The sequence below is a fragment of the Sporosarcina sp. FSL K6-1522 genome, assembly GCF_038622445.1.
Lineage (GTDB): Bacteria > Bacillota > Bacilli > Bacillales_A > Planococcaceae > Sporosarcina.
Genome location: NZ_CP152019.1, coordinates 25,146 through 45,156, shown reverse-complemented (window position 1 = coordinate 45,156; position 20,011 = coordinate 25,146). Strand labels below are relative to the sequence as shown.

General features: G+C 45.3%; 23 protein-coding genes. 22 read left to right on the top strand and 1 reads right to left on the bottom strand.

Annotated elements, in window-relative coordinates; genetic code table 11:
* Window positions 1-316 precede the first annotated feature (316 nt).
* Window positions 317-1,930, top strand: a complete 1,614-nt coding sequence (locus MKY34_RS00265) for a CTP synthase (protein ID WP_342513257.1) — start codon at window positions 317-319, stop codon at window positions 1,928-1,930.
* A 571-nt stretch (window positions 1,931-2,501) separates the two neighbouring features.
* Here MKY34_RS00265 and MKY34_RS00260 read toward each other — a convergent pair.
* Window positions 2,502-3,020, bottom strand: coding sequence for a DUF2529 family protein (locus MKY34_RS00260; protein WP_342513256.1), 519 nt, complete (start codon window positions 3,018-3,020; stop codon window positions 2,502-2,504).
* 137 nt (window positions 3,021-3,157) lie between these two features.
* Between MKY34_RS00260 and MKY34_RS00255 the strand changes: the two genes are divergently transcribed.
* From MKY34_RS00255 to glyA, 21 genes are all read left to right on the top strand, one after another.
* Window positions 3,158-3,517 carry a response regulator gene (locus tag MKY34_RS00255; protein WP_342513255.1) on the top strand — a complete coding sequence of 120 codons (360 nt, stop codon included), beginning with the start codon at window positions 3,158-3,160 and terminating at the stop codon, window positions 3,515-3,517.
* A gap of 110 nt (window positions 3,518-3,627) precedes the next feature.
* Entirely contained in the window at window positions 3,628-4,485 is an 858-nt protein-coding gene (locus MKY34_RS00250) for a class II fructose-bisphosphate aldolase (RefSeq protein ID WP_342513254.1), read from the top strand.
* A 148-nt stretch (window positions 4,486-4,633) separates the two neighbouring features.
* Complete coding sequence (gene fsa / locus MKY34_RS00245; protein ID WP_342513253.1) at window positions 4,634-5,281, top strand: fructose-6-phosphate aldolase; 648 nt, start codon at window positions 4,634-4,636, stop codon at window positions 5,279-5,281.
* Between the two features lie 19 nt (window positions 5,282-5,300).
* Window positions 5,301-6,578: a UDP-N-acetylglucosamine 1-carboxyvinyltransferase gene (locus MKY34_RS00240; protein WP_342513252.1), complete on the top strand. Its 1,278-nt coding sequence runs from the start codon at window positions 5,301-5,303 to the stop codon at window positions 6,576-6,578.
* Between the two features lie 72 nt (window positions 6,579-6,650).
* On the top strand, window positions 6,651-7,616 hold the full coding sequence (gene glpX, locus MKY34_RS00235) for a class II fructose-bisphosphatase (protein WP_342513251.1): 966 nt from the start codon (window positions 6,651-6,653) through the stop codon (window positions 7,614-7,616).
* A gap of 120 nt (window positions 7,617-7,736) precedes the next feature.
* Window positions 7,737-9,020 (top strand): transcription termination factor Rho, encoded by a 1,284-nt coding sequence (gene rho / locus MKY34_RS00230; RefSeq protein WP_342513250.1) that lies wholly within the window; start codon window positions 7,737-7,739, stop codon window positions 9,018-9,020.
* On the top strand, window positions 9,017-9,187 hold the full coding sequence (locus MKY34_RS00225) for a hypothetical protein (RefSeq protein ID WP_342513249.1): 171 nt from the start codon (window positions 9,017-9,019) through the stop codon (window positions 9,185-9,187). Before rho ends, MKY34_RS00225 begins: the two co-directional genes overlap by 4 nt.
* Before the next feature lie 75 nt (window positions 9,188-9,262).
* A complete protein-coding gene (locus tag MKY34_RS00220; protein ID WP_342513248.1) occupies window positions 9,263-9,469 on the top strand; it encodes a DUF4177 domain-containing protein in 207 nt (68 codons plus the stop codon).
* A 1-nt stretch (window position 9,470) separates the two neighbouring features.
* Window positions 9,471-9,977 carry a DUF2165 domain-containing protein gene (locus MKY34_RS00215; RefSeq protein WP_342513247.1) on the top strand — a complete coding sequence of 169 codons (507 nt, stop codon included), beginning with the start codon at window positions 9,471-9,473 and terminating at the stop codon, window positions 9,975-9,977.
* Window positions 9,978-10,151: 174 nt separating this feature from the next.
* On the top strand, window positions 10,152-10,373 hold the full coding sequence (gene rpmE / locus MKY34_RS00210; protein ID WP_342513246.1) for a 50S ribosomal protein L31: 222 nt from the start codon (window positions 10,152-10,154) through the stop codon (window positions 10,371-10,373).
* Window positions 10,374-10,540: 167 nt separating this feature from the next.
* Complete coding sequence (locus tag MKY34_RS00205; protein WP_342513245.1) at window positions 10,541-11,140, top strand: thymidine kinase; 600 nt, start codon at window positions 10,541-10,543, stop codon at window positions 11,138-11,140.
* 123 nt (window positions 11,141-11,263) lie between these two features.
* Window positions 11,264-12,340, top strand: coding sequence for a peptide chain release factor 1 (gene prfA / locus MKY34_RS00200; RefSeq protein WP_342513244.1), 1,077 nt, complete (start codon window positions 11,264-11,266; stop codon window positions 12,338-12,340).
* Window positions 12,333-13,187 (top strand): peptide chain release factor N(5)-glutamine methyltransferase, encoded by an 855-nt coding sequence (prmC, locus tag MKY34_RS00195; protein WP_342513243.1) that lies wholly within the window; start codon window positions 12,333-12,335, stop codon window positions 13,185-13,187. Before prfA ends, prmC begins: the two co-directional genes overlap by 8 nt.
* A 44-nt stretch (window positions 13,188-13,231) precedes the next feature.
* Window positions 13,232-13,789, top strand: a complete 558-nt coding sequence (locus tag MKY34_RS00190; protein ID WP_342513242.1) for a stage II sporulation protein R — start codon at window positions 13,232-13,234, stop codon at window positions 13,787-13,789.
* Window positions 13,790-13,847: 58 nt separating this feature from the next.
* Window positions 13,848-14,876: an L-threonylcarbamoyladenylate synthase gene (locus tag MKY34_RS00185; RefSeq protein ID WP_342513241.1), complete on the top strand. Its 1,029-nt coding sequence runs from the start codon at window positions 13,848-13,850 to the stop codon at window positions 14,874-14,876.
* Window positions 14,877-14,948: 72 nt separating this feature from the next.
* Entirely contained in the window at window positions 14,949-15,449 is a 501-nt protein-coding gene (locus MKY34_RS00180) for a manganese efflux pump (protein ID WP_342515337.1), read from the top strand.
* 56 nt (window positions 15,450-15,505) lie between these two features.
* Entirely contained in the window at window positions 15,506-15,952 is a 447-nt protein-coding gene (locus tag MKY34_RS00175) for a low molecular weight protein arginine phosphatase (RefSeq protein ID WP_342513240.1), read from the top strand.
* A complete protein-coding gene (locus tag MKY34_RS00170; RefSeq protein WP_342513239.1) occupies window positions 15,949-17,244 on the top strand; it encodes a HAMP domain-containing methyl-accepting chemotaxis protein in 1,296 nt (431 codons plus the stop codon). The genes MKY34_RS00175 and MKY34_RS00170 overlap by 4 nt, the downstream gene beginning before the upstream one ends.
* A gap of 194 nt (window positions 17,245-17,438) precedes the next feature.
* On the top strand, window positions 17,439-17,876 hold the full coding sequence (gene rpiB / locus MKY34_RS00165; RefSeq protein ID WP_342513238.1) for a ribose 5-phosphate isomerase B: 438 nt from the start codon (window positions 17,439-17,441) through the stop codon (window positions 17,874-17,876).
* A gap of 150 nt (window positions 17,877-18,026) precedes the next feature.
* A complete protein-coding gene (locus tag MKY34_RS00160) occupies window positions 18,027-18,590 on the top strand; it encodes a TIGR01440 family protein (protein ID WP_342513237.1) in 564 nt (187 codons plus the stop codon).
* Window positions 18,591-18,594: 4 nt separating this feature from the next.
* A complete protein-coding gene (gene glyA, locus MKY34_RS00155) occupies window positions 18,595-19,848 on the top strand; it encodes a serine hydroxymethyltransferase (RefSeq protein ID WP_342513236.1) in 1,254 nt (417 codons plus the stop codon).
* Window positions 19,849-20,011: the final 163 nt, after the last annotated feature.

Sequence of the window (20,011 nt, the reverse complement as noted above, 5' to 3'; positions counted from 1 at the left end):
AATCTACAGATGGGGCGCTTTTTGATTTTATCTTCATTCAGCGGAAGCCTTCCTATTTTATGGGTGGTGAGATGAATGGTTTATTTTCTGTTCGGTGGTGTCTTGGCGCCTGCTGAACGAAGATAAAGCCTCCGGCGGATGTCACAGATTTTGAAAGGAATTAAGGAAGACAGTCTAAGTTCACGACGTCCTGTCGTAACGACTGCATGACCAACATCCTGTTGGCCTCAAGCTCGATTCAAAATCTGGACGAAATTACGCCGAGGCGTAATTGATATCAATAAGTTATTAAGCAAAACGAACGGAGGAGTTAGACATGACAAAATATATATTTGTAACAGGTGGCGTCGTATCGTCACTCGGTAAGGGCATTAACGCAGCGTCACTCGGACGACTATTAAAAAGCCGTGGATTGCAAGTGACAATCCAAAAGTTTGATCCATACATTAACCTTGACCCAAGAATGATGAGTCCTTTACAACATGGTGAAGTATTCGTGACAGAGGATGGGGCAGAGACGGATCTAGACCTTGGACACTACGAGCGTTTTACCGACATTAAATTGAATAAATTCTCGAACGTTACAATGGGGAAAGTCTATTCATCAGTCCTGAAAAAAGAACGTCGCGGCGAGTACAAAGGTGCAACGGTTCAAGTAATCCCCCATATTACAAACGAAATTAAAAGCCTTGTGAAGCGCGCAGGTAAAGAAACAAATGCAGATATTGTTATCACAGAAATTGGCGGTAGTGTTGGAGATATCGAATCCCTTCCATACTTAGAAGCGATTCGTCAGATGAAAACGGACCTTGGAAAAAGCGATGTGATGTACATCCACAACACATTGATTCCTTATTTGCATGCAGCTGGAGAAATGAAAACAAAGCCTACACAACACAGCGTAAAAGAGCTGCGTAGCCTAGGTATTCAGCCGAATATGATTGTTGTGCGTAGCGAATACCCAGTGCCACAAGAAATGAAAGACAAAATTGCATTGTTCTGTAACATTAAACCAGAAGAAGTCATTGAAGCGCTTGATGCAGAAACGTTGTACGAAGTGCCACTTCGTTTACATGAACAACATATGGATAAAATTGTTGTAGACTTCCTTGAGTTAAAAACGCAAGAGCCTGATTTAACAGAGATTCAAGAGCTTGTCACTCAAGTGAAATCACTTTCGAAAAAAGTACGTATCGCTCTTGTTGGGAAGTATGTTGAACTTCAAGACGCTTATATTTCAGCGGTTGAAGCACTTCGTCATGCAGGTTATGGCTTTGACGCAGACGTTGACATCAAGTGGATTAATTCAGAAGAAGTGACTGCAGAAAATGCAGCTGAATTACTAAGCGATGTGGACGGAATTGTTGTACCAGGTGGCTTTGGCGATCGGGGTATCGACGGCAAAATCGTTGCAGTCAATTATGCACGGACAAACCAAGTACCATTCTTCGGCATTAGCCTTGGTATGCAGTTGGCAGCAGTTGAATTCGCGCGCAATGTCTTGGGGATTGAGCAAGCACATTCCATCGAATTCGATGCAGAAACAGAACATGCTATTGTTGAAAATCACCCAAGCTACATTAGCAATGGTACTGTGGGCGACGATGGACACGAAGGGGAACTTCGCCTTGGTCTGCACCCATGTAAAGTGAAACCAGAAACGAAAGCAAGCCAAGCATATGGCGAAGAGTTAGTATACGAACGCCATCGTCACCGCTATGAAATCAATAACGAATACCGTGAGGCGTTTGAAGCGGCGGGCATGATTGTTTCGGGGACGAGCCCAGATGGACAACTCATCGAAATTATGGAGTTAACAGATCACCCATTCTTCGTCGGTTGCCAATTCCACGCTGAATTCGCATCACGCCCAACACGCCCACAACCGCTAATCCGTGACTTCATCGGAGCAGCGTTGGCTAGACAATAAAGAAAAGCTCAAGGCGCCCGCTTAGGCGCGGCAGGCATAAGTCGATCCAGCGACGTGGCGTTTCTTGCCACATAGCTGGGTTGCTTATGACCCGAGCGGCTGGCGCCTGGAGGCTAGACAATAAAGAAAAGCGCAAGGCGCCCGCTTAGACGCGGCAGGCATAAGTCGATCCAGCGACGTGGCGTTTCTTGCCACATAGCTGGATTGCTTATGACCCGAGCGGCTGGCGCCTGGAGGCTAGACAATAAAGAAAAGCGCAAGGCGCCCGCTTAGGCGCGGCAACCGCAATTCGAAGAGCACGAATGGTGTCCATACCAGACACCGTTTGTGCTTTTTTTCTGGAGTGGTTGCGTGTATTTTCAAGCGTATTAAACTTCGATGGTCGCTAGTTCTTGCTTTTGGAAAGTATTGCGTGTTTATGGCACTCGAATGCGTGGTTCTTGGTCGTGAATGCGCGGTTTGCCAGTCGCATTGCGCTGTTCTCAGGCACGAATACGAATGCGCGCTTCCCGCCTTTATTAAAAAAAGCGACACATCCACGGAAATACCCGCGTGATGTGTCGCTTACCTTTTACTCTTCGTCCGCAATCATTTCATCATACGCCAATTTCACAGCCTCATAGACAAACAATGCGGCAAGCGCATGTGGTTGGACGATGCGTTCACCGTTATCACCTGGCAATAACCCGCGTGTCAGTCCTGTCGATATATATGTATACGCAAGAGAAGCAAGCTCATTGTCATCTGTCGCTTTATCGGCAGCAAGTACCGCAAATGGGATGAAGCGCTCCGCTAGAAGCTTAGCCAGTTGTAATGCCGATACATCTGTTGCAGAACGCGTTAACAGCCAGATGCGATCTGCTTTTCCGATTTCCATGCCTTCTTCGTAACAAACAGCATTGTAAAAAGGCGCCGTGCTTTTTAGCGCTGTTGCCGTTACCGCCCCTAACTCCTCGAAACCAGCGAATATCACGCGGCCTTCGCCAATAGTTGCCTGGGCAAGCAGACGAGCTGTTTCCTCAATCATCTCTTCATCATTTGTAGCAATTCGTTGGAGAAGACCACCGATTTGCGTCGTTAATATTTTCACGATTACCACCTCTATTTCATTATAGGAAGTGATGAGCTAGAAAGCAAAAAGACAATGTTTTTTAAAAAAGAGGGATATTGATACTTTTGTCAAATTAGTACTATAGCCAATTGTATAGAGGGAAGTAGGGATGGTCTTTGAAAAAGTTGTTAATTGTAGACGATCAAACGGGGATCCGTCTCTTGCTCGATGAGGTGTTTCGTCGAGAAGGATTTGTGACCCAGCTTGCGGCCAATGGAATGGAAGCGCTTCAAGCGGTCAAGGAAACCGTGCCAGGGTGTGTATTACTCGACATGAAGATGCCTGGTATTGATGGGATTGAAGTACTAAAGCAATTGAAGAAAGGTTGGCCAGAAGTGCCTGTTATTATGATGACGGCCTATGGAGAAATTGAGTTGACAGATGATGCACTAAAAATCGGGGCTGAGCAATATTTTACCAAACCCTTTGATATTTATGAAGTGCGCGACGCAGTAAACGCAATGTTTGAAAAATGACAAAGCAGGCAGTGGCAAACACTGTCTGTTTTTGTTATGATAATAAAGGCATATATGAATGTAATCAAACAATAAATAAAGATACTCGTGAATTTAGAGGAGGAATATACATGGCGTTAGCGTCGATGAAAGAAATGATGATCAAAGGGAAAAAGGAAGGCTATGCGATCGGTCAGTTCAACTTGAACAACCTTGAATATACACAAGCTATTTTACTGGCAGCACAGGAAGAGCAGTCACCGGTTATTCTTGGGGTTTCTGAAGGGGCGGCGCGCTACATGGGCGGCTTTACAACAGTCGTTCATATGGTAAAAGGACTCATCCATGATTACAAAATCACGGTGCCTGTTGCAATTCACCTTGACCACGGTTCAAGCTTTGAAAAATGTAAGGAAGCGATTGATGCAGGATTTACGTCTGTTATGATTGATGCTTCATCCAAATCACTTGCGGAAAACATTGAAATCACAAAGAGCGTTGTTGCATATGCGCATGAGCGCGGTGTTTCTGTAGAAGCTGAGCTTGGTGTTGTAGGTGGACAAGAGGACGATGTTATTGCAGACGGCGTTATTTACGCAGATCCAGCTGAGTGTAAAGAGCTTGTTGAGAAAACAGGTATCGACTGCCTAGCTCCTGCACTTGGTTCTGTTCATGGACCTTATAAAGGTGAACCAAACCTAGGCTTTAAAGAGATGGAAGAAATCTCAAGTCAATCTGATTTACCACTTGTTTTACACGGTGGTACAGGCATTCCGTTGAAAGACATCCAACGTTCTATTTCACTTGGAACAGCAAAGATTAACGTCAACACGGAAAACCAAATTGAAGGAACAAAAGCTGTGCGCGAACTACTTGCAGCGGACGCGGAAGTTTACGATCCACGTAAATACCTAACGCCAATGCGCGATGCGATTAAGCAAACAGTTATCGGCAAAATCCGTGAATTCGGTAGCTCACAAAAAGCTTAATTTTATTCAGCATCTGGATGCAATTACGCAGAGACGTAATTGATACAATATACAAAATGTCGCAAGAAAAGGAGAAGCATTCAATAGGGATGTATTCTCCTTCTTTTCCATTAAGGCTGTATCTACTTAATAAAAGGGGGATTTTTGCATGAAATTTTTCATTGATACTGCGAATTTTGAAGAGATTAAGGAAGCGCATAGTTGGGGGATTCTCTCGGGCGTAACGACCAATCCGTCACTCGTTGCCAAAGAAGATGTACCGTTCCACGATCGACTTCGTGAAATTTCAGCGCTTGTTCCAGGTTCTGTTAGTGCGGAAGTCATTGCACTCGATGCAGAAGGAATGATTGCAGAGGGACGCGAGCTTGCAAAAATCGCACCGAATATTACGGTGAAATTGCCAATGACGCCTGAAGGTTTGAAGGCTTGTTCCGTTTTTGCACAAGAAGGCATTAAAACAAATGTGACACTAATCTTTAGTGCGAATCAGGCACTCCTAGCGGCACGTGCGGGCGCTACATATGTATCTCCGTTTCTTGGCAGACTAGATGATATTGGGCAAGATGGCATGGCGTTGGTATCCACGATTGCAGATATTTTCACAATCCATGGCATTAAAACAGAGATCATTGCAGCTTCTATTCGCGGCCCTCAACATATTACAGATGCAGCGCTTAGTGGCGCGCATATTGCAACGACACCATTCAATGTGTTGAAGCAGTTGTTTAAACATCCTTTGACAGACAAAGGAATTGAAGCGTTTCTTGCCGATTGGGAAGCTCGAAAGAATAAGTGACTTACCTAAGGAGAATAAAATGGACGTTTATAAGATAACAGGTGGTAAGCCTTTACAAGGGACAATCAAAGTAAGCGGGGCGAAAAACAGCGCGGTTGCGCTGATTCCAGCTTCAATTTTAGCAGATTCTCCAGTGACGATTGAAGGGCTTCCAGAAATTTCAGACGTTTTTACACTTCAGGCATTATTAGAAGATATCGGTGGGGAAGTAACATTTGAGGACGGTACGATGACCATTGATCCAACAGAAATGGTGTCTATGCCGTTGCCAAATGGCAATGTGAAAAAGCTGCGTGCTTCTTATTATATGATGGGCGCTATGCTTGGTCGTTTTAAGTATGCAGTTATTGGACTACCAGGTGGCTGTCATTTAGGTCCAAGACCGATTGATCAACATATCAAAGGCTTTGAAGCACTTGGTGCAAAAGTGACGAATGAGCATGGTGCGATTTATTTGCGTGCAGATGAATTACGCGGTGCGAAAATTTATTTAGACGTCATTAGTGTTGGTGCAACGATTAATATTATGCTGGCGGCTGTTCTTGCTAAAGGACAGACGGTTATCGAGAATGCCGCGAAAGAACCTGAAATTATCGATGTGGCGACATTATTATCCAATATGGGAGCAAAAATAAAAGGTGCGGGAACGAATGTTATCCGTATCGACGGCGTGGACAAACTCCACGGTACGAAGCATACGATTATCCCGGATCGTATTGAAGCAGGGACATTTATGATTATGGCCGCGGTGGCAGGAAATGGCGTAACCATCGACAATGTCATTCCTTTTCATGTGGAAGCATTGACGGCGAAACTCCGAGAAATGGGTGTAGACATTGTTGAAGGGGAAGAGCAGATTTTCATCCCGAAAGCGAAGAAACTGCAAGCTGTCGATGTGAAGACGCTTGTGTATCCTGGATTCCCAACGGATTTGCAACAACCATTTTCTGTGTTGTTATCGCAGGCGGTTGGCTCATCTATTATTACAGATACGGTCTATTCCGCTCGTTTCAAACAAATCGATGAAATTCGCCGGATGAATGCAGATGGCCGTGTCGAAGGACGTTCCGCTATTTTATCTGGACCGACGCCGCTTCAGGCAGCGACTGTACGTGCATCGGATTTACGTGCGGGCGCGGCGCTTGTTATTGCCGGGTTAATTGCAGATGGCGTAACGGAAGTACAAGAAATTCAACATATTGAACGTGGGTATAGTTCGTTGATTAGCAAATTGCAAGGAATCGGTGCGGATATTCGCAAAGTAAAAGTTCCTGAAAAAGCGGCTATTAGCGAATGACCATTTTAGTGCTATAATCATGTTGAGTAGTAAAACTTACGGATGACCCGTAAAACAGGAGGAACACAACAAATGGAACGCAGTTTATCAATGGAATTAGTTCGAGTTACAGAAGCAGCAGCCGTATCAGCTTCACGTTGGATGGGGCGCGGTTTAAAAAACGAGGCAGACGACGCAGCAACAACGGCAATGCGTAACGTTTTCGACACAATTCCGATGCAAGGGATTGTTGTGATTGGTGAAGGTGAAATGGATGAAGCACCAATGCTTTATATTGGTGAAGAGCTAGGAACGGGCGTTGGTCCCGAAGTAGACGTAGCGGTTGATCCGCTTGAAGGTACGAATATTGTCGCAGCTGGTGGCTGGAACGCTCTTGCTGTGTTGGCGATAGCGGACAAAGGCAATCTTCTCAATGCACCAGATATGTATATGAAGAAAATTGCAGTCGGCCCTGAAGTGGTCGGTAAAATTGATATTGATGCATCCGTAACAGAGAATCTTCAAGCTGTTGCGAAAGCTAAAAATAAAGACATCGGCGACATCGTTGCGACGGTTTTAGATCGTGAACGCCACGCTGGTATCATCGAAGAGATTCGTGCAGCAGGTGCACGCATTAAGCTGATTACAGATGGCGACGTAGCAGCTGCTATTAACACGGCATTCGATGAAACAGGTGTGGACATCTTATTTGGTATCGGTGGAGCACCAGAAGGCGTTATCGCAGCAGTTGGGCTAAAATGTCTTGGTGGAGAACTACAAGGTAAACTTGTGCCAAGTAATGATGAAGAACGTGAGCGTTGCGCAAAAATGGGCATCGATGTAGACAAAGTACTTTATATGGATGACCTTGTAAAAGGCGACGACGCAATATTCGCTGCAACAGGTGTAACGGATGGAGAACTTCTCAGTGGCGTTCAGTTTAAAGGCGGCTACTGTGAGACGCATTCACTCGTTATGCGTTCGAAGTCAGGTACAATTCGATTTGTCGAAGGCCGACATAGCATGAAGAAAAAACCTCTGCTCGTCATGCAAGATTGATAGACCTCATTGCCCGGTTACAAGCCGGGCATTTTCCCTTGTACAACTAAGAATTGGATTGCCTTACTTAGTTGTCTTCCTCAAAAATAATACCCATTAACGTAAAGAGTGGTGCCAAAAATGACAATGCTAACGATTTCTGCGTTAGAAAATATGACGTTAAAAGAGTTATATGCCCTTGCCAAAAAATATAAAATCGCTTATTATGCGAAGCTAACAAAAAAAGAATTGATTTTTGCGATCCTTAAAACACGTGCTGAACAAGAAGGTTATTTCTTTATGGAAGGTGTTCTTGAAATTATTCAGTCGGAAGGCTATGGTTTCCTTCGCCCAATCAATTATTCGCCTAGTTCGGAAGATATCTATATTTCTGCATCACAAATTCGCCGCTTCGATTTGCGAAATGGGGATAAGGTGACGGGAAAAGTTCGCCCGCCTAAGGAATCCGAGCGTTATTACGGCCTGTTACATGTAGAAGCTGTTAATGGGGAAGATCCGGAAGTCGCACGTGAGCGTGTTCATTTCCCGGCATTGACACCGCTTTACCCCGATCGACATATTAAACTTGAAACGAGTTCTGCTAATTTGTCTACGCGAATCATGGATCTCGTATCACCGGTAGGGTTTGGACAGCGTGGATTGATTGTCGCGCCACCTAAGGCGGGTAAAACGTTGCTGTTGAAGGAAATTGCGAATTCCATTACAACGAATCATCCGGATACAGAACTCATTGTCTTGTTAATAGACGAACGCCCAGAGGAAGTAACGGATATTGAACGTTCTGTGAAAGCAGATGTCGTTAGTTCAACATTTGATGAAGTACCTGAAAATCACGTTAAAGTGGCTGAATTGGTGTTAGAACGTGCGATGCGTCTTGTCGAACATAAACGGGATGTTGTCATTTTAATGGACTCGATCACTCGACTTGCTCGTGCCTACAACCTTGTCATTCCGCCGAGCGGGCGCACGCTTTCCGGAGGGATTGACCCAGCTGCATTCCATCGCCCTAAGCGATTTTTCGGTGCAGCTCGTAATCTTGAAGAAGGCGGTAGCTTGACGATTTTAGCGACAGCTTTGATTGACACAGGTTCACGCATGGATGAAGTCATTTACGAAGAGTTCAAAGGGACAGGGAATATGGAACTTCATCTAGACCGAAGCCTTGCAGAACGCCGTATTTTCCCGGCACTCGATATTCGTCGCTCAGGCACAAGAAAAGAAGATTTGCTAATTCCGGCCGATCAACTCGAAAAACTTTGGGCAATCCGGAAAACATTTTCCGATGCGCATGACTTTACAGAACGCTTCATGAAAAAATTGCGTCAAACACCAACAAATGAAGAATTCTTCGACAAGCTCAATGAAGAAATGAAAGCCCATCGCAACGGTAAAGGGTTATTGTGAAATACAAACGCTGCCATTCCTTGAATCAAGGAAATGGTGGCGTTTTTTTATGGAAAAATTATGGAGCACGCAATCGGTTTATGGAACCGCGCAAAGTCGCATTCGAAGCACGCATATTATTCGTGGAACCGCGCAAAGTCGCATTCGAAGCGCGCAAAGCTATCTAACTCCCACCTCACAATTATTTAGGAGAGTTTATCATAAGAAATAAGGGTATAGATAAACTAAGGAGGGCGGTAGCGGTGTACGAGTATTTTATTAAAAGTATTGGATTACATTATGTTCGCGAAGGATTCTCACTTGCCGAAGAATACGAACAGCTAATTGCCTCTTATGCCAAGGATGGATGGCGATTTGTGCAGTTGGTGAATTTGTCGGAGCTATCTCCGAGTGAACGACGAATCGATCTTATATTTGAACGAAAAAAGGATGAAAGGAAAGTGATCTAGTATGAATACAATCGCATTACGGTTACTAAAAATAGTGACATTATTGTTTGCTGGGCTTTTTGGACTTTTTGTATTTGCAGGGAACTTAATGGATTACAATTCAAATTATGAATTTGTCCATCATGTGCTGTCGATGGATACGACGTTTGAGGGGAACGCCTTGATGTGGCGCGCAATCGAAAGTCCAATATTCTATACAATCGGCTATTGGGGATTAATTATCGCGGAAGGGATTTTCAGTGTACTTGCATTCATTGGTGTGTATCATATGTTGAAAAATATTCGGGCGACAGGACGTCAATTCAACCAGGCAAAGTCGTTTGGATTTTATGCATTCATGCTCGGTTTTGCGATTTGGTTTTTAGGATTTATCGTTATTGGGAGCGAATGGTTTGCGATGTGGCAATCGCAAATTTGGAATGGCAAAGAGACGGCGATGGACATAACGTCTGTTTGGGTAGGCTTCGCGATTTTACTGGCATTAAAAGATGAGGATTTGGATGCCTGATTAATTCCACCCTGATAAAAAATAGTTGCGCAAGGAAATGAGCTTTGGTATAATCATTGAGGTAACTTAAATACCATCTGCTGCATATACGACTGGCACATACGGGTCGTGTAAGGCATCAGTCTTATAATACAACTCTGTTCCAGATGGTTCAGGGCGAAGGGAGAGAGATTGATGAAAGCAGGAATTCATCCAGCTTATAAAGTAGCTACTGTTACTTGTTCATGTGGTAACACATTTGAAACAGGTTCTGTGAGAGAAGACATTCGCGTGGAAGTTTGTTCAGCATGTCACCCATTCTACACTGGACGCCAGAAATTTGCTGCAGCGGACGGCCGTGTCGACCGCTTCAACAAAAAATATGGTCTCAAAGAAGAAGGCCGCGACGAAGAGTAAGACTTTCACAATACCCGTCAGGTGCATATGCGCCGGGCGGGTATTTTCTTTGCTACGCATCTCCATAAATGGATCAGATACGAATTTCGTTCGATTTTCGGTTATGATAAAGAAACTTACGATATGACAAAATGCAATGATAAATATATAAACGGAAGGTGTATCTCATGTACGTAACCATGCAAGGCGGTTGGATCGAAGTCATTTGCGGCAGCATGTTTTCAGGCAAGTCGGAGGAATTGATTCGACGTATCCGACGGACGCAGTTTGCCAAACAGAAAATCGCGGTGTTTAAACCGGCAATCGATGACCGCTACAGTGAAGAAGCGGTTGTTAGTCATAACGGGACGACGGTTATTGCGCAACCGATTACGAGCTCAACGCAGATTGAAGAATTTATCACGGACGCGTATGACGTCATTGCGATTGACGAAGCGCAATTTTTTGATGAAGGCATTGTGGACACGGTTATGGGGCTAGCGAACCGTGGCTTCCGTGTCATCGTTGCTGGACTCGACCAAGATTTCAGAGGCGAGCCATTCGGACCGATGCCGAGATTGATGGCGGTTGCTGAGCATGTGACCAAACTACAAGCTGTTTGCACAGTGTGCGGTTCGCCATCTAGCCGAACACAGCGACTCATTAACGGCACGCCAGCAGGCTATGATGATCCAATCATCCTCGTCGGTGCTGCGGAAGCCTATGAACCACGATGCCGTAAACACCACGAAGTACCATCAGGTGTATCAGCGATAGCAAAAGAATAAGCCATGTGATGCCCGCCTAGTGAAACTGGGCGGGTTTTGCATATGAGGAGAAATAACTGTATTTACCTTGCTAATTCCCGTACAATAAATGTACAAAACAGTCCTAAAAATGAGGTGCAGACAATGTTTGAAAGGCTTCAAGCAGTAGAAGATCGATACGATCACTTGACGGAGTTACTGAGTGATCCGGAAGTAGTGAGCGACATCACGAAACTTCGTGATTATTCGAAAGAGCAGTCAGGCTTGCAAGAAACGGTCGACACGTACCGTGACTATAAAAGCACAAAGGCCGAATATAAAAATGCCAAAGAAATGCTGAACGAATCGCTTGACGATGACATGAAAGAGCTTGTGAAGATGGAAGTAGCAGAGCTCGAAGAGAAAATTGAGGCATTCGAGGCACAGTTGAAAATTTTACTCGTCCCAAAAGATCCAAATGATAGCAAAAACGTCATCATGGAAATTCGCGGGGCAGCGGGTGGCGACGAGGCGGCTCTGTTCGCAGGTAACTTGTTCCGCATGTACAGCCGCTATGCGGAAATGAATCACTGGAAAACTGAAGTAATCGATTCATCCCCAACGGAACTTGGTGGTTTTAAAGAAATTATTTTCACGATAAACGGCAACGGTGCATATTCAAAACTCAAATTTGAAAATGGCGCGCACCGGGTTCAGCGAGTCCCGGAAACGGAGTCAGGTGGAAGAACGCATACATCAACTGCGACAGTCGCAGTCTTACCGGAGGCTGAAGATGTCGATATTGAAATTCTCCGAGAAGATTTGAAAATCGATACGTACCGTTCAAGTGGTGCAGGTGGTCAGCATGTTAACACGACAGACTCTGCTGTTCGTATTACGCACCTACCGACGGGAATCATCGTATCCATGCAAGATGAAAAATCACAAATTAAAAACCGTGAAAAAGCGATGAAAGTATTAAAAGCTCGTGTCTATGATGCAGCACAACAAGAAGCGCAAGCAGAATATGCTGCGAGCCGAAAATCAGCCGTTGGCACAGGCGATCGTTCTGAACGCATTCGGACTTATAACTTCCCGCAAAACCGCGTGACGGATCACCGTATTGGCTTAACGCTTCAAAAACTCGATCAAATTATCGAAGGTAAACTAGACGAAGTTATCGAAGCACTCATTATGGAAGAGCAAGCGTACCGCCTGGAAAGTTTGGATCGCAATGACTGAAAAAATTTATGAAGCTCTCCAGCGGGCTTCTTCTTTATTAGAAGAAAAAGGGCTCGAGGCACATACTGCGCGCATGCTGATGGAATTCGTCACGAATAAGTCTGGCGCTACATTACTTGCAGATTTGCGAGAACCGCTTAACGAAGAGGAACACCGGAATTTTTGGGATCACATGCGTGAACTACTCACGGGAAAACCTGTCCAATACGTGATCGGTCAAGAATATTTTTACGGCTACACATTTCAAGTGGATGAAAATGTCTTAATCCCGCGACCGGAAACAGAGGAACTAGTTTACGGCGCACTTGAACGCGGTCGCAAACTATTTCAGAATCGCCCGATACATGTTGCGGATATCGGAACCGGCAGTGGTGCGATTGCAGTGTCATTCAAAAAGGAATGGCCTGCAGCGGACGTTACGGCGACAGATATTAGTGAAGGTGCGCTCGCTGTTGCTAAGCAGAATGCAGTGACAAACGGTGCCGCGATTGATTTCCGTCAGGGGGATCTTACAGAACCTATTGCCCAGCAAAAGTGGGATATCGTCTTGTCGAACCCGCCGTATATTGCGCATGAGGAAGCCGCACTAATGGCTGATACGGTTTTGGATCACGAACCGCATAACGCCTTATTTGCGGAAGAGGACGGACTCTATTTTTATCGGAAGCTTGCGGAAAACTTACCGTTGCTTATGAACAAGTCATTTCTCATCGCAGTCGAAATCGGCTATTTACAAGGGCTGGCTGTGCATCAGTTATTCCAAGCTGCGTTCCCAGAAGCGTTTGTTGAAACGGTAAAAGATATCAACGGCAAAGACAGAATAATATTTTGTCAGACTCTTGAATGAATTACTTCTACTCTGTCAATAATGCAGTGTAGGAGGGGATAAACATGCTACCAGATTACGAGAATAAAAGAACGACAACAATAATGGAGAAAATCTTACCTTATATTGAACTTATTATTCTACTCATTATCATTCAATCCGTTGTGACGTTATTCACAACGAAACCGGCTGAGGAAGACGCCATTCGTTTTCGCCTACTAGCCCATTCCAATGCACCAGCAGACCAGCAAGTGAAAATGGACATCCAAAGTGAAATCGAGCCGCTCATTGAAGAAGCCATTGCAACTGCCGAGTCAACGGAAGAGCTTGGGGATAACTTAGCGGCATTGGAAACGACGATTGTGGATATTGCCAATTCGCTGGCTGGTGGCATGCCAATCTCATTGGAACGTCAAGAAGCGTTGTTTCCACCGAAGCGTTCGGGATTCGTGATTACCCCGCAAGCGACGTATGATGCTTATGTATTAACGATTGGCAGTGGACGTGGGGATAACTGGTGGTGTTCTTTATTTCCGAATATCTGTTTTCCAGATGAGGCGGAAGAAGAGGAGGAGAAAGTGACCTTTTTTCTTTGGGAGTGGATAAAGGGGATATTTTCTTAAAGTTATGAACAATAGTTGTGGGTAAAGTGAGAAAATTGTGCATAAGGGAGGTTATCTTGTGGAAACTGAACAAATTTCGGTGGATAATCATCAGGATAACGATAAAAATTATCGCCGAGCTGTGGATATATTAACAAGTGGTGGAGTAGTCGCTTTCCCGACAGAGACAGTTTATGGCCTAGGGGCACTCGCGACGGATGAGCAGGCGGTGCGAAAAATATTCGAAGCAAAAGGCAGACCTTCGGATAATCCGCTCATCGTACATATTGGTCAACAAGAAGAAGTACACAAATATGCCACGGGGATAACGGAAGATGGCGAAAAGCTGATGGCTACGTTTTGGCCGGGATCGCTAACGCTCATTTTTGAAAAAATTCCGGGCATTATTGCACCGAGTGTGACACCAGGCGTTGAAACGGTTGCGATTCGCATGCCCGATCATCCTGTTGCATTAGCATTGTTGCAAACGTTGCATGGACCGCTTGCGGCGCCGAGTGCTAACCGTAGTGGGAAACCGAGTCCAACAGAAGCTGCCCATGTGTTTGAAGATTTACAAGGACGTATTCCGCTCATATTGGACGGAGGACAGACGGGCGTCGGTGTTGAGTCAACGGTGCTCGATATGACGACGAATCCACCAACGATTTTACGTCCAGGCGGCGTGACGCGCGAGATGATTGAAGAAGTTATTGGTCCTGTAAAGGCAGAAAGTAAGGCGCCGGGAGAGCAGGCGCCTCGTTCACCGGGCATGAAGTATATGCACTACGCACCAGAAGCGCCGCTGTTTGTCATTGAACCGGATGCAACGATAATTGGCGAAGCAATTGCGGCACTGCATGTGGAAGGCAAACGTGTCGCAGTAATCGGACCGGATGATTTGACGATTCCGACTGCGGATTGGTACTTTGCCCTTGGGCCTCGTCATAACAATGAGGCGATGGCTGCCCATCTGTACCGAGCGCTACGTCAATGTGATTTGACAGCGGCTGATGTCATTCTAGGCGTTGAAACCGATTTGACTGGTGTAGGTGCTGCTGTTATGAATCGACTAACAAAAGCGGCAGATGGCAAGCGCTATATGAGCTAAATAGAATACGTATGACCTCCTCAGTAGCCGCATAAGATGGATTGTGCGGTATCGGAGGAGGTTTTTAGGTTGGTGGAATTGTTTGCGGCGGGCATTACGACCATTGACGTGATTGTTGTGTTTGCGTTTTTGCAAGTGCGACGAGGGAGATTGGCATTGGCACTGTGGACGGCTTTTCTCAATATGCTATTTCCGTTTTTCGGATTTTGGGCAGGCGAGTTTTCTGCACATATTTTTTCAACGTGGAGCAGCGTGTTATCAGGTCTGTTCCTCTCTTTAATGGGGATACATATGTTATTGCAAGATGATGATGCGGAGATTGCTGACAAGTCCATGCATCCGTATGTCATTGCGCTGGCTGTAAGCCTTGATGCTTTCTCTGTGAGTGTATCATTTGGTATGCTTCAGATGAATAAAATCCTTTTCATTGTAGCATCGGGTTTATTTACCTTCTTCTTCGCTTATATCGTCCTGTTATGGAAAGGGCGATGGAATGTAAAAAATGGTAGTAAACTAAGACGATTTGCAGGGGTTGCATTACTAGTGATGGGAATAATGTCATGTTTTCGTTAGAAATATCTATTTCTTTATTTAGGTCAATCGGTTACGCTTGAAAGTAGGTGATGTTGATGAATATTTATTTCATATGTACAGGAAACACATGTAGAAGCCCGATGGCAGAAGCAATTTTACGCTCGAAAGGCATGGAGCATGTGACGGTTCGCTCGGCGGGCATCCATGCGGGAGACGGCTGGCCAATCTCGGCAAATGCGAAAACGCTCATTGAAGAGGGGCAGTTTCCGTATACGGCTGTATCGAGGGCGGTTTCGAGCGAAGAGTTGCAATGGGCTGACCTCGTTTTGACGATGACAGAGTCGCATAAAGCAGCCCTTCTTTATGCCTATCCAGAAATGGAACAGAAGATATTTACATTAAAAGGATATGTTCAACCGTCTGCAAGTGGTGATGTCCATGATCCATATGGCGGCGATCTAGCGACATATCGGCAGACGTTTGATGAATTGACACGGATTATAGACATGCTCGCACAGCGATTGATGGAGGGACAGGCATGAGAAAAATTGGAGAAAAGAAATTCGGCTTACAGAAAAAAATTGTTTTCTTTGTAACAATACTTGCTATTGTCACGTATACGACGAGTGGCATATTTATCAATATCGTACAGCCACAGTTTTTTCCGAATTTTGACCCGTTTTGGTTTGGCTTGCTTACATATGCGGCAGGTGTATTTTGGTCAGGATTTTTGGCGTTGTTATTCAGCACAATTTTAACGAAGCATCTACAAAAACTTGAAAAAGCGGCGATACGAGTGGCCGAAGGGAATATCGGAACGGACATTGAATTGCCGAATTCATCGGACGAAATTCGTTCTGTTGCAGAAGCATTTCAACAATTGGTCCTTAATTTACGCACGATTGTTGGGCAAATTGAGACGAATTTTGAGAAGACGGCAAGCACAGTGGACAACTTATCTGTGGAAACAGGAGAAGCGGCCAAGCAAGCGGATGCAGTAGCATCGACCATTATGGAAATTTCCTCAGGAGCAGAAGAGTCAGCGGTGGCGATTCAGGAAACAGCAGAAGCGATTGAAGATGTACGTTTACTAGCAGTTGAAGTGAGCAACCGAGCGGAAGATTCCTCCGCGCGTTCTAAAGAAATGCTAGAAGAGCTCGTTCGCACAACGGATGTATTTCGCACATTGGTTGAGGGGATACGAAATATGTCGACACAAAGCGAGCTGTCACTTGGTACCATTCGTCAGCTAGATCACAATGCGCAACAAATTGGAGAAATCGTGCAGTTAGTTGGCAATATCGCTGCGCAGACCAATTTGCTAGCGCTCAATGCATCGATTGAAGCGGCGCGCGCGGGTGAACATGGTAAAGGCTTCGCCGTCGTTGCGGAAGAAGTGCGTGTTTTAGCAGATGAAAGTGCCAAGGCGGTACAAGGAATTTCGGGTCTTGTGGCGACGATTCAGACGGATGTCTCGAAAGTTGTTAAAGAGATGGAGCAACAGGTAAAAACAGCAGCAAGCGAAGCGGACCGTGCCAATGAAACGACGAGCAATGTGGAAGCGATGACTTCCAAGGTGAATAGCATGGCGGATTCGGTCGTTGAAATTACAAAATTTGTGGAGCGTCAGCTAGCGAACATTGAAACGACAGCAAGTCAGTCACAAGAAGTTGCGGCGATTGCAGAGGAAACGTCTGCGGGTGCGCAGGAAGTTGGAGCTGCAACCGAAGAGCAAGTACGCTCAATTGAACAAGTCGATGAGATGGCAGTCGAACTGAAAAAGCAATCTGAGCAGCTGTATGAGGTTATTAGCCTATTTGATCAATCGAAATAAGAGATGAAAACCTAAATATGACGACTTCAAAGAAACAGCATTTGTTGGTTTTTATCAAGGAGTCTTGTGCATAGCACTGTTAAGGTAATATTATTTATGTCATACTAAACACAGCACCTTTTTTATAGGGGCTGTGTTTTTTTGTAGAAAAATGATAGAATGAGTTGTGAGTAAATTAAGAAAAGAGGGACACCGTGAAAATTGCAATTTCTTCAGATCATGGCGGGAACAACCTCCGTCGTGAAATTATTCAGTTGCTAGCGGAACTTGGCATGGAATATGTCGATTTTGGTCCAGATTCAGATGCCTCAGTCGATTACCCAGATTTTGCGACACCCGTTGCCAACGGCGTTGCATCAGGGAATTTTGATCGTGGGATCGTGATTTGTGGAACAGGCATCGGCATGTCTATTGCGGCAAATAAAGTAAAAGGGATTCGTTGTGCGCTCGTTCATGACGTCTTCAGCGCAAAAGCAACTAGAGAACATAACGATTCCAATGTCCTTGCAATGGGGGAACGCGTCATTGGTCCAGGACATGCAAGGGAAATCGTTGCAACGTGGTTGAAAACCGAGTTCGAAGGCGGTCGCCACGAACGCCGAATTGGGAAACTAATGGAACTCGAGGACTAACTGAAGAAAAACGCAAGTGCCTTAGGGCATCCGGCGCCAGTTACTGACACCATTCGTGCCTTTCGAATTGTGGCAGCAGTTGGCACCGCTTTAGAGCGACAACGAAACGGCACCGCTCAGAAGTAACAAACAGAAAAGGCGGTGGAAAAAGTGGATGCTTTGAAATTATGGAAGCTTCAACTTGAACAACTGTTATCGGAAATGGCAGAACAAGCACGTCTTGTTCCAGGTACATTGTTCGTCGTCGGTTGTTCGACATCCGAAATCGCAGGCAAGCGAATTGGTACAGCAGGCGCACTTGAAATTGGTGAAACGCTATTTGGCGCACTAAAGGATTTTGCAGACCAGCATAAGCTGTTCCTTGCTTTTCAAGGATGCGAACATATTAACCGAGCATTGACAATCGAGCGTCGTGCAGCAGAAAAGTTCAATCTTGATCCCGTATTGGTTATTCCAGTCGCACATGCAGGCGGCTCAATGTCTGCCTATGCATATCGTCATATGGATGACCCTGTAGTTGTCGAAACGATTTGCGCAAGTGCAGGCATCGACATCGGACAAACGTTGATTGGGATGCATTTGAAAGCAGTCGCTGTCCCAATCCGAACGTCCATTAGCAAAATTGGCGATGCAGTTGTTACGGTAGCCACAACACGCCCGAAACGCATCGGCGGAGAACGTGCAGTTTATAAAATAGAAGAAGAAGGGGAATGAGAACATGGATTTGACAAATGTAAAGCGTGAAGATGTAGCAGTATATGAAGCGATTATGGCGGAGAAAAATCGTCAGAATTCGAATATCGAATTGATCGCATCTGAAAACTTTGTAACAGAAGCGGTTATGGAAGCACAAGGCTCTTATTTGACGAACAAATATGCAGAAGGCTATCCAGGCAAACGCTACTACGGCGGTTGTGAACACGTCGATGTCGTTGAAAACATCGCACGTGATCGTCTGAAAGAAATTTTCGGTGCAGCGTATGCCAACGTTCAGCCGCACTCAGGTGCACAAGCGAACATGGCTGTATACTTCACAGTTCTTAAACCAGGCGACACTGTTCTGGGCATGAATCTTTCCCATGGTGGTCACTTGACACACGGAAGCCCGGTGAACTTCTCTGGACAACTGTACAACTTCGTCGATTACGGTGTGAGCCAAGAAGACGAGCGCATCGATTACGAAGACGTTCGTCAAAAAGCGCTTGAGCATAAGCCTAAAATGATCGTTGCGGGTGCAAGTGCATACCCACGTGAAATTGATTTCGCGAAGTTCCGTGAAATTGCAGACGAAGTTGGCGCGTACTTATTCGTAGACATGGCACACATCGCTGGACTTGTCGCTGTTGGCGAACATCCAAACCCAGTGCCACACGCACACTTTGTAACATCAACAACACATAAAACATTGCGCGGACCACGTGGTGGACTGATCCTTGTGAATGAAGAGTTCGCTGAAGAATTCGGCCGTAAGCTCGACAAATCGATTTTCCCTGGCGTTCAAGGTGGACCACTAATGCACGTCATCTCTGCAAAAGCAGTGGCGTTCGGTGAAGCACTTAAACCAGAATTCAAAACGTATATTCAACAAGTGAAGAGCAATGCGAAAGCATTCGGTGAAGCACTTGTAGCTGAAGGCGTTGACATCGTTTCTGGCGGCACAGACAACCACCTCGTGCTATTGAACCTACGTTCACTTGGTATCACAGGTAAAATCGCAGAGCATGTGTTGGATGAAGTCGGCATCACGGTTAACAAAAACACTATTCCATACGATACAGAAAGCCCATTCGTGACATCTGGTATCCGCATCGGTACACCAGCAGTGACAACAAGAGGCTTTAAGGAAGAAGAAATGAAAGAAGTTGCAGCAATCATCGCGAAGCTTCTGAAAAACCACGAAGACGAAGACGTGAAAAAAGAAGCAAGAGAGCGCGTAACTGCACTAACAGACAAGTTCCCACTATACGCATAATCACTCAAACAAGTCGCCATCCTTGGATAGCGGCTTGTTTTTTTGAGTGTTGTGGTGGGTTCATGAAAAATGAGCACCGCGCAATCCGGAGCACGAACCGCGCAAAGTGGCCATCAGACCGCGTAATCCAGAGTACGAACCGCGCAAAGTGGCCGTCAGACCG

Coding starts and splice junctions, on each gene's coding strand:
- MKY34_RS00265 (WP_342513257.1), top strand. CDS start 317: ATGACAAAATATATATTTGTAACAGGTGGCGTCGTATCGTCACTCGGT.
- MKY34_RS00250 (WP_342513254.1), top strand. CDS start 3,628: ATGGCGTTAGCGTCGATGAAAGAAATGATGATCAAAGGGAAAAAGGAA.
- fsa (WP_342513253.1), top strand. CDS start 4,634: ATGAAATTTTTCATTGATACTGCGAATTTTGAAGAGATTAAGGAAGCG.
- MKY34_RS00240 (WP_342513252.1), top strand. CDS start 5,301: ATGGACGTTTATAAGATAACAGGTGGTAAGCCTTTACAAGGGACAATC.
- glpX (WP_342513251.1), top strand. CDS start 6,651: ATGGAACGCAGTTTATCAATGGAATTAGTTCGAGTTACAGAAGCAGCA.
- rho (WP_342513250.1), top strand. CDS start 7,737: ATGACAATGCTAACGATTTCTGCGTTAGAAAATATGACGTTAAAAGAG.
- MKY34_RS00215 (WP_342513247.1), top strand. CDS start 9,471: ATGAATACAATCGCATTACGGTTACTAAAAATAGTGACATTATTGTTT.
- rpmE (WP_342513246.1), top strand. CDS start 10,152: ATGAAAGCAGGAATTCATCCAGCTTATAAAGTAGCTACTGTTACTTGT.
- MKY34_RS00205 (WP_342513245.1), top strand. CDS start 10,541: ATGTACGTAACCATGCAAGGCGGTTGGATCGAAGTCATTTGCGGCAGC.
- prfA (WP_342513244.1), top strand. CDS start 11,264: ATGTTTGAAAGGCTTCAAGCAGTAGAAGATCGATACGATCACTTGACG.
- prmC (WP_342513243.1), top strand. CDS start 12,333: ATGACTGAAAAAATTTATGAAGCTCTCCAGCGGGCTTCTTCTTTATTA.
- MKY34_RS00190 (WP_342513242.1), top strand. CDS start 13,232: ATGCTACCAGATTACGAGAATAAAAGAACGACAACAATAATGGAGAAA.
- MKY34_RS00175 (WP_342513240.1), top strand. CDS start 15,506: ATGAATATTTATTTCATATGTACAGGAAACACATGTAGAAGCCCGATG.
- MKY34_RS00170 (WP_342513239.1), top strand. CDS start 15,949: ATGAGAAAAATTGGAGAAAAGAAATTCGGCTTACAGAAAAAAATTGTT.
- glyA (WP_342513236.1), top strand. CDS start 18,595: ATGGATTTGACAAATGTAAAGCGTGAAGATGTAGCAGTATATGAAGCG.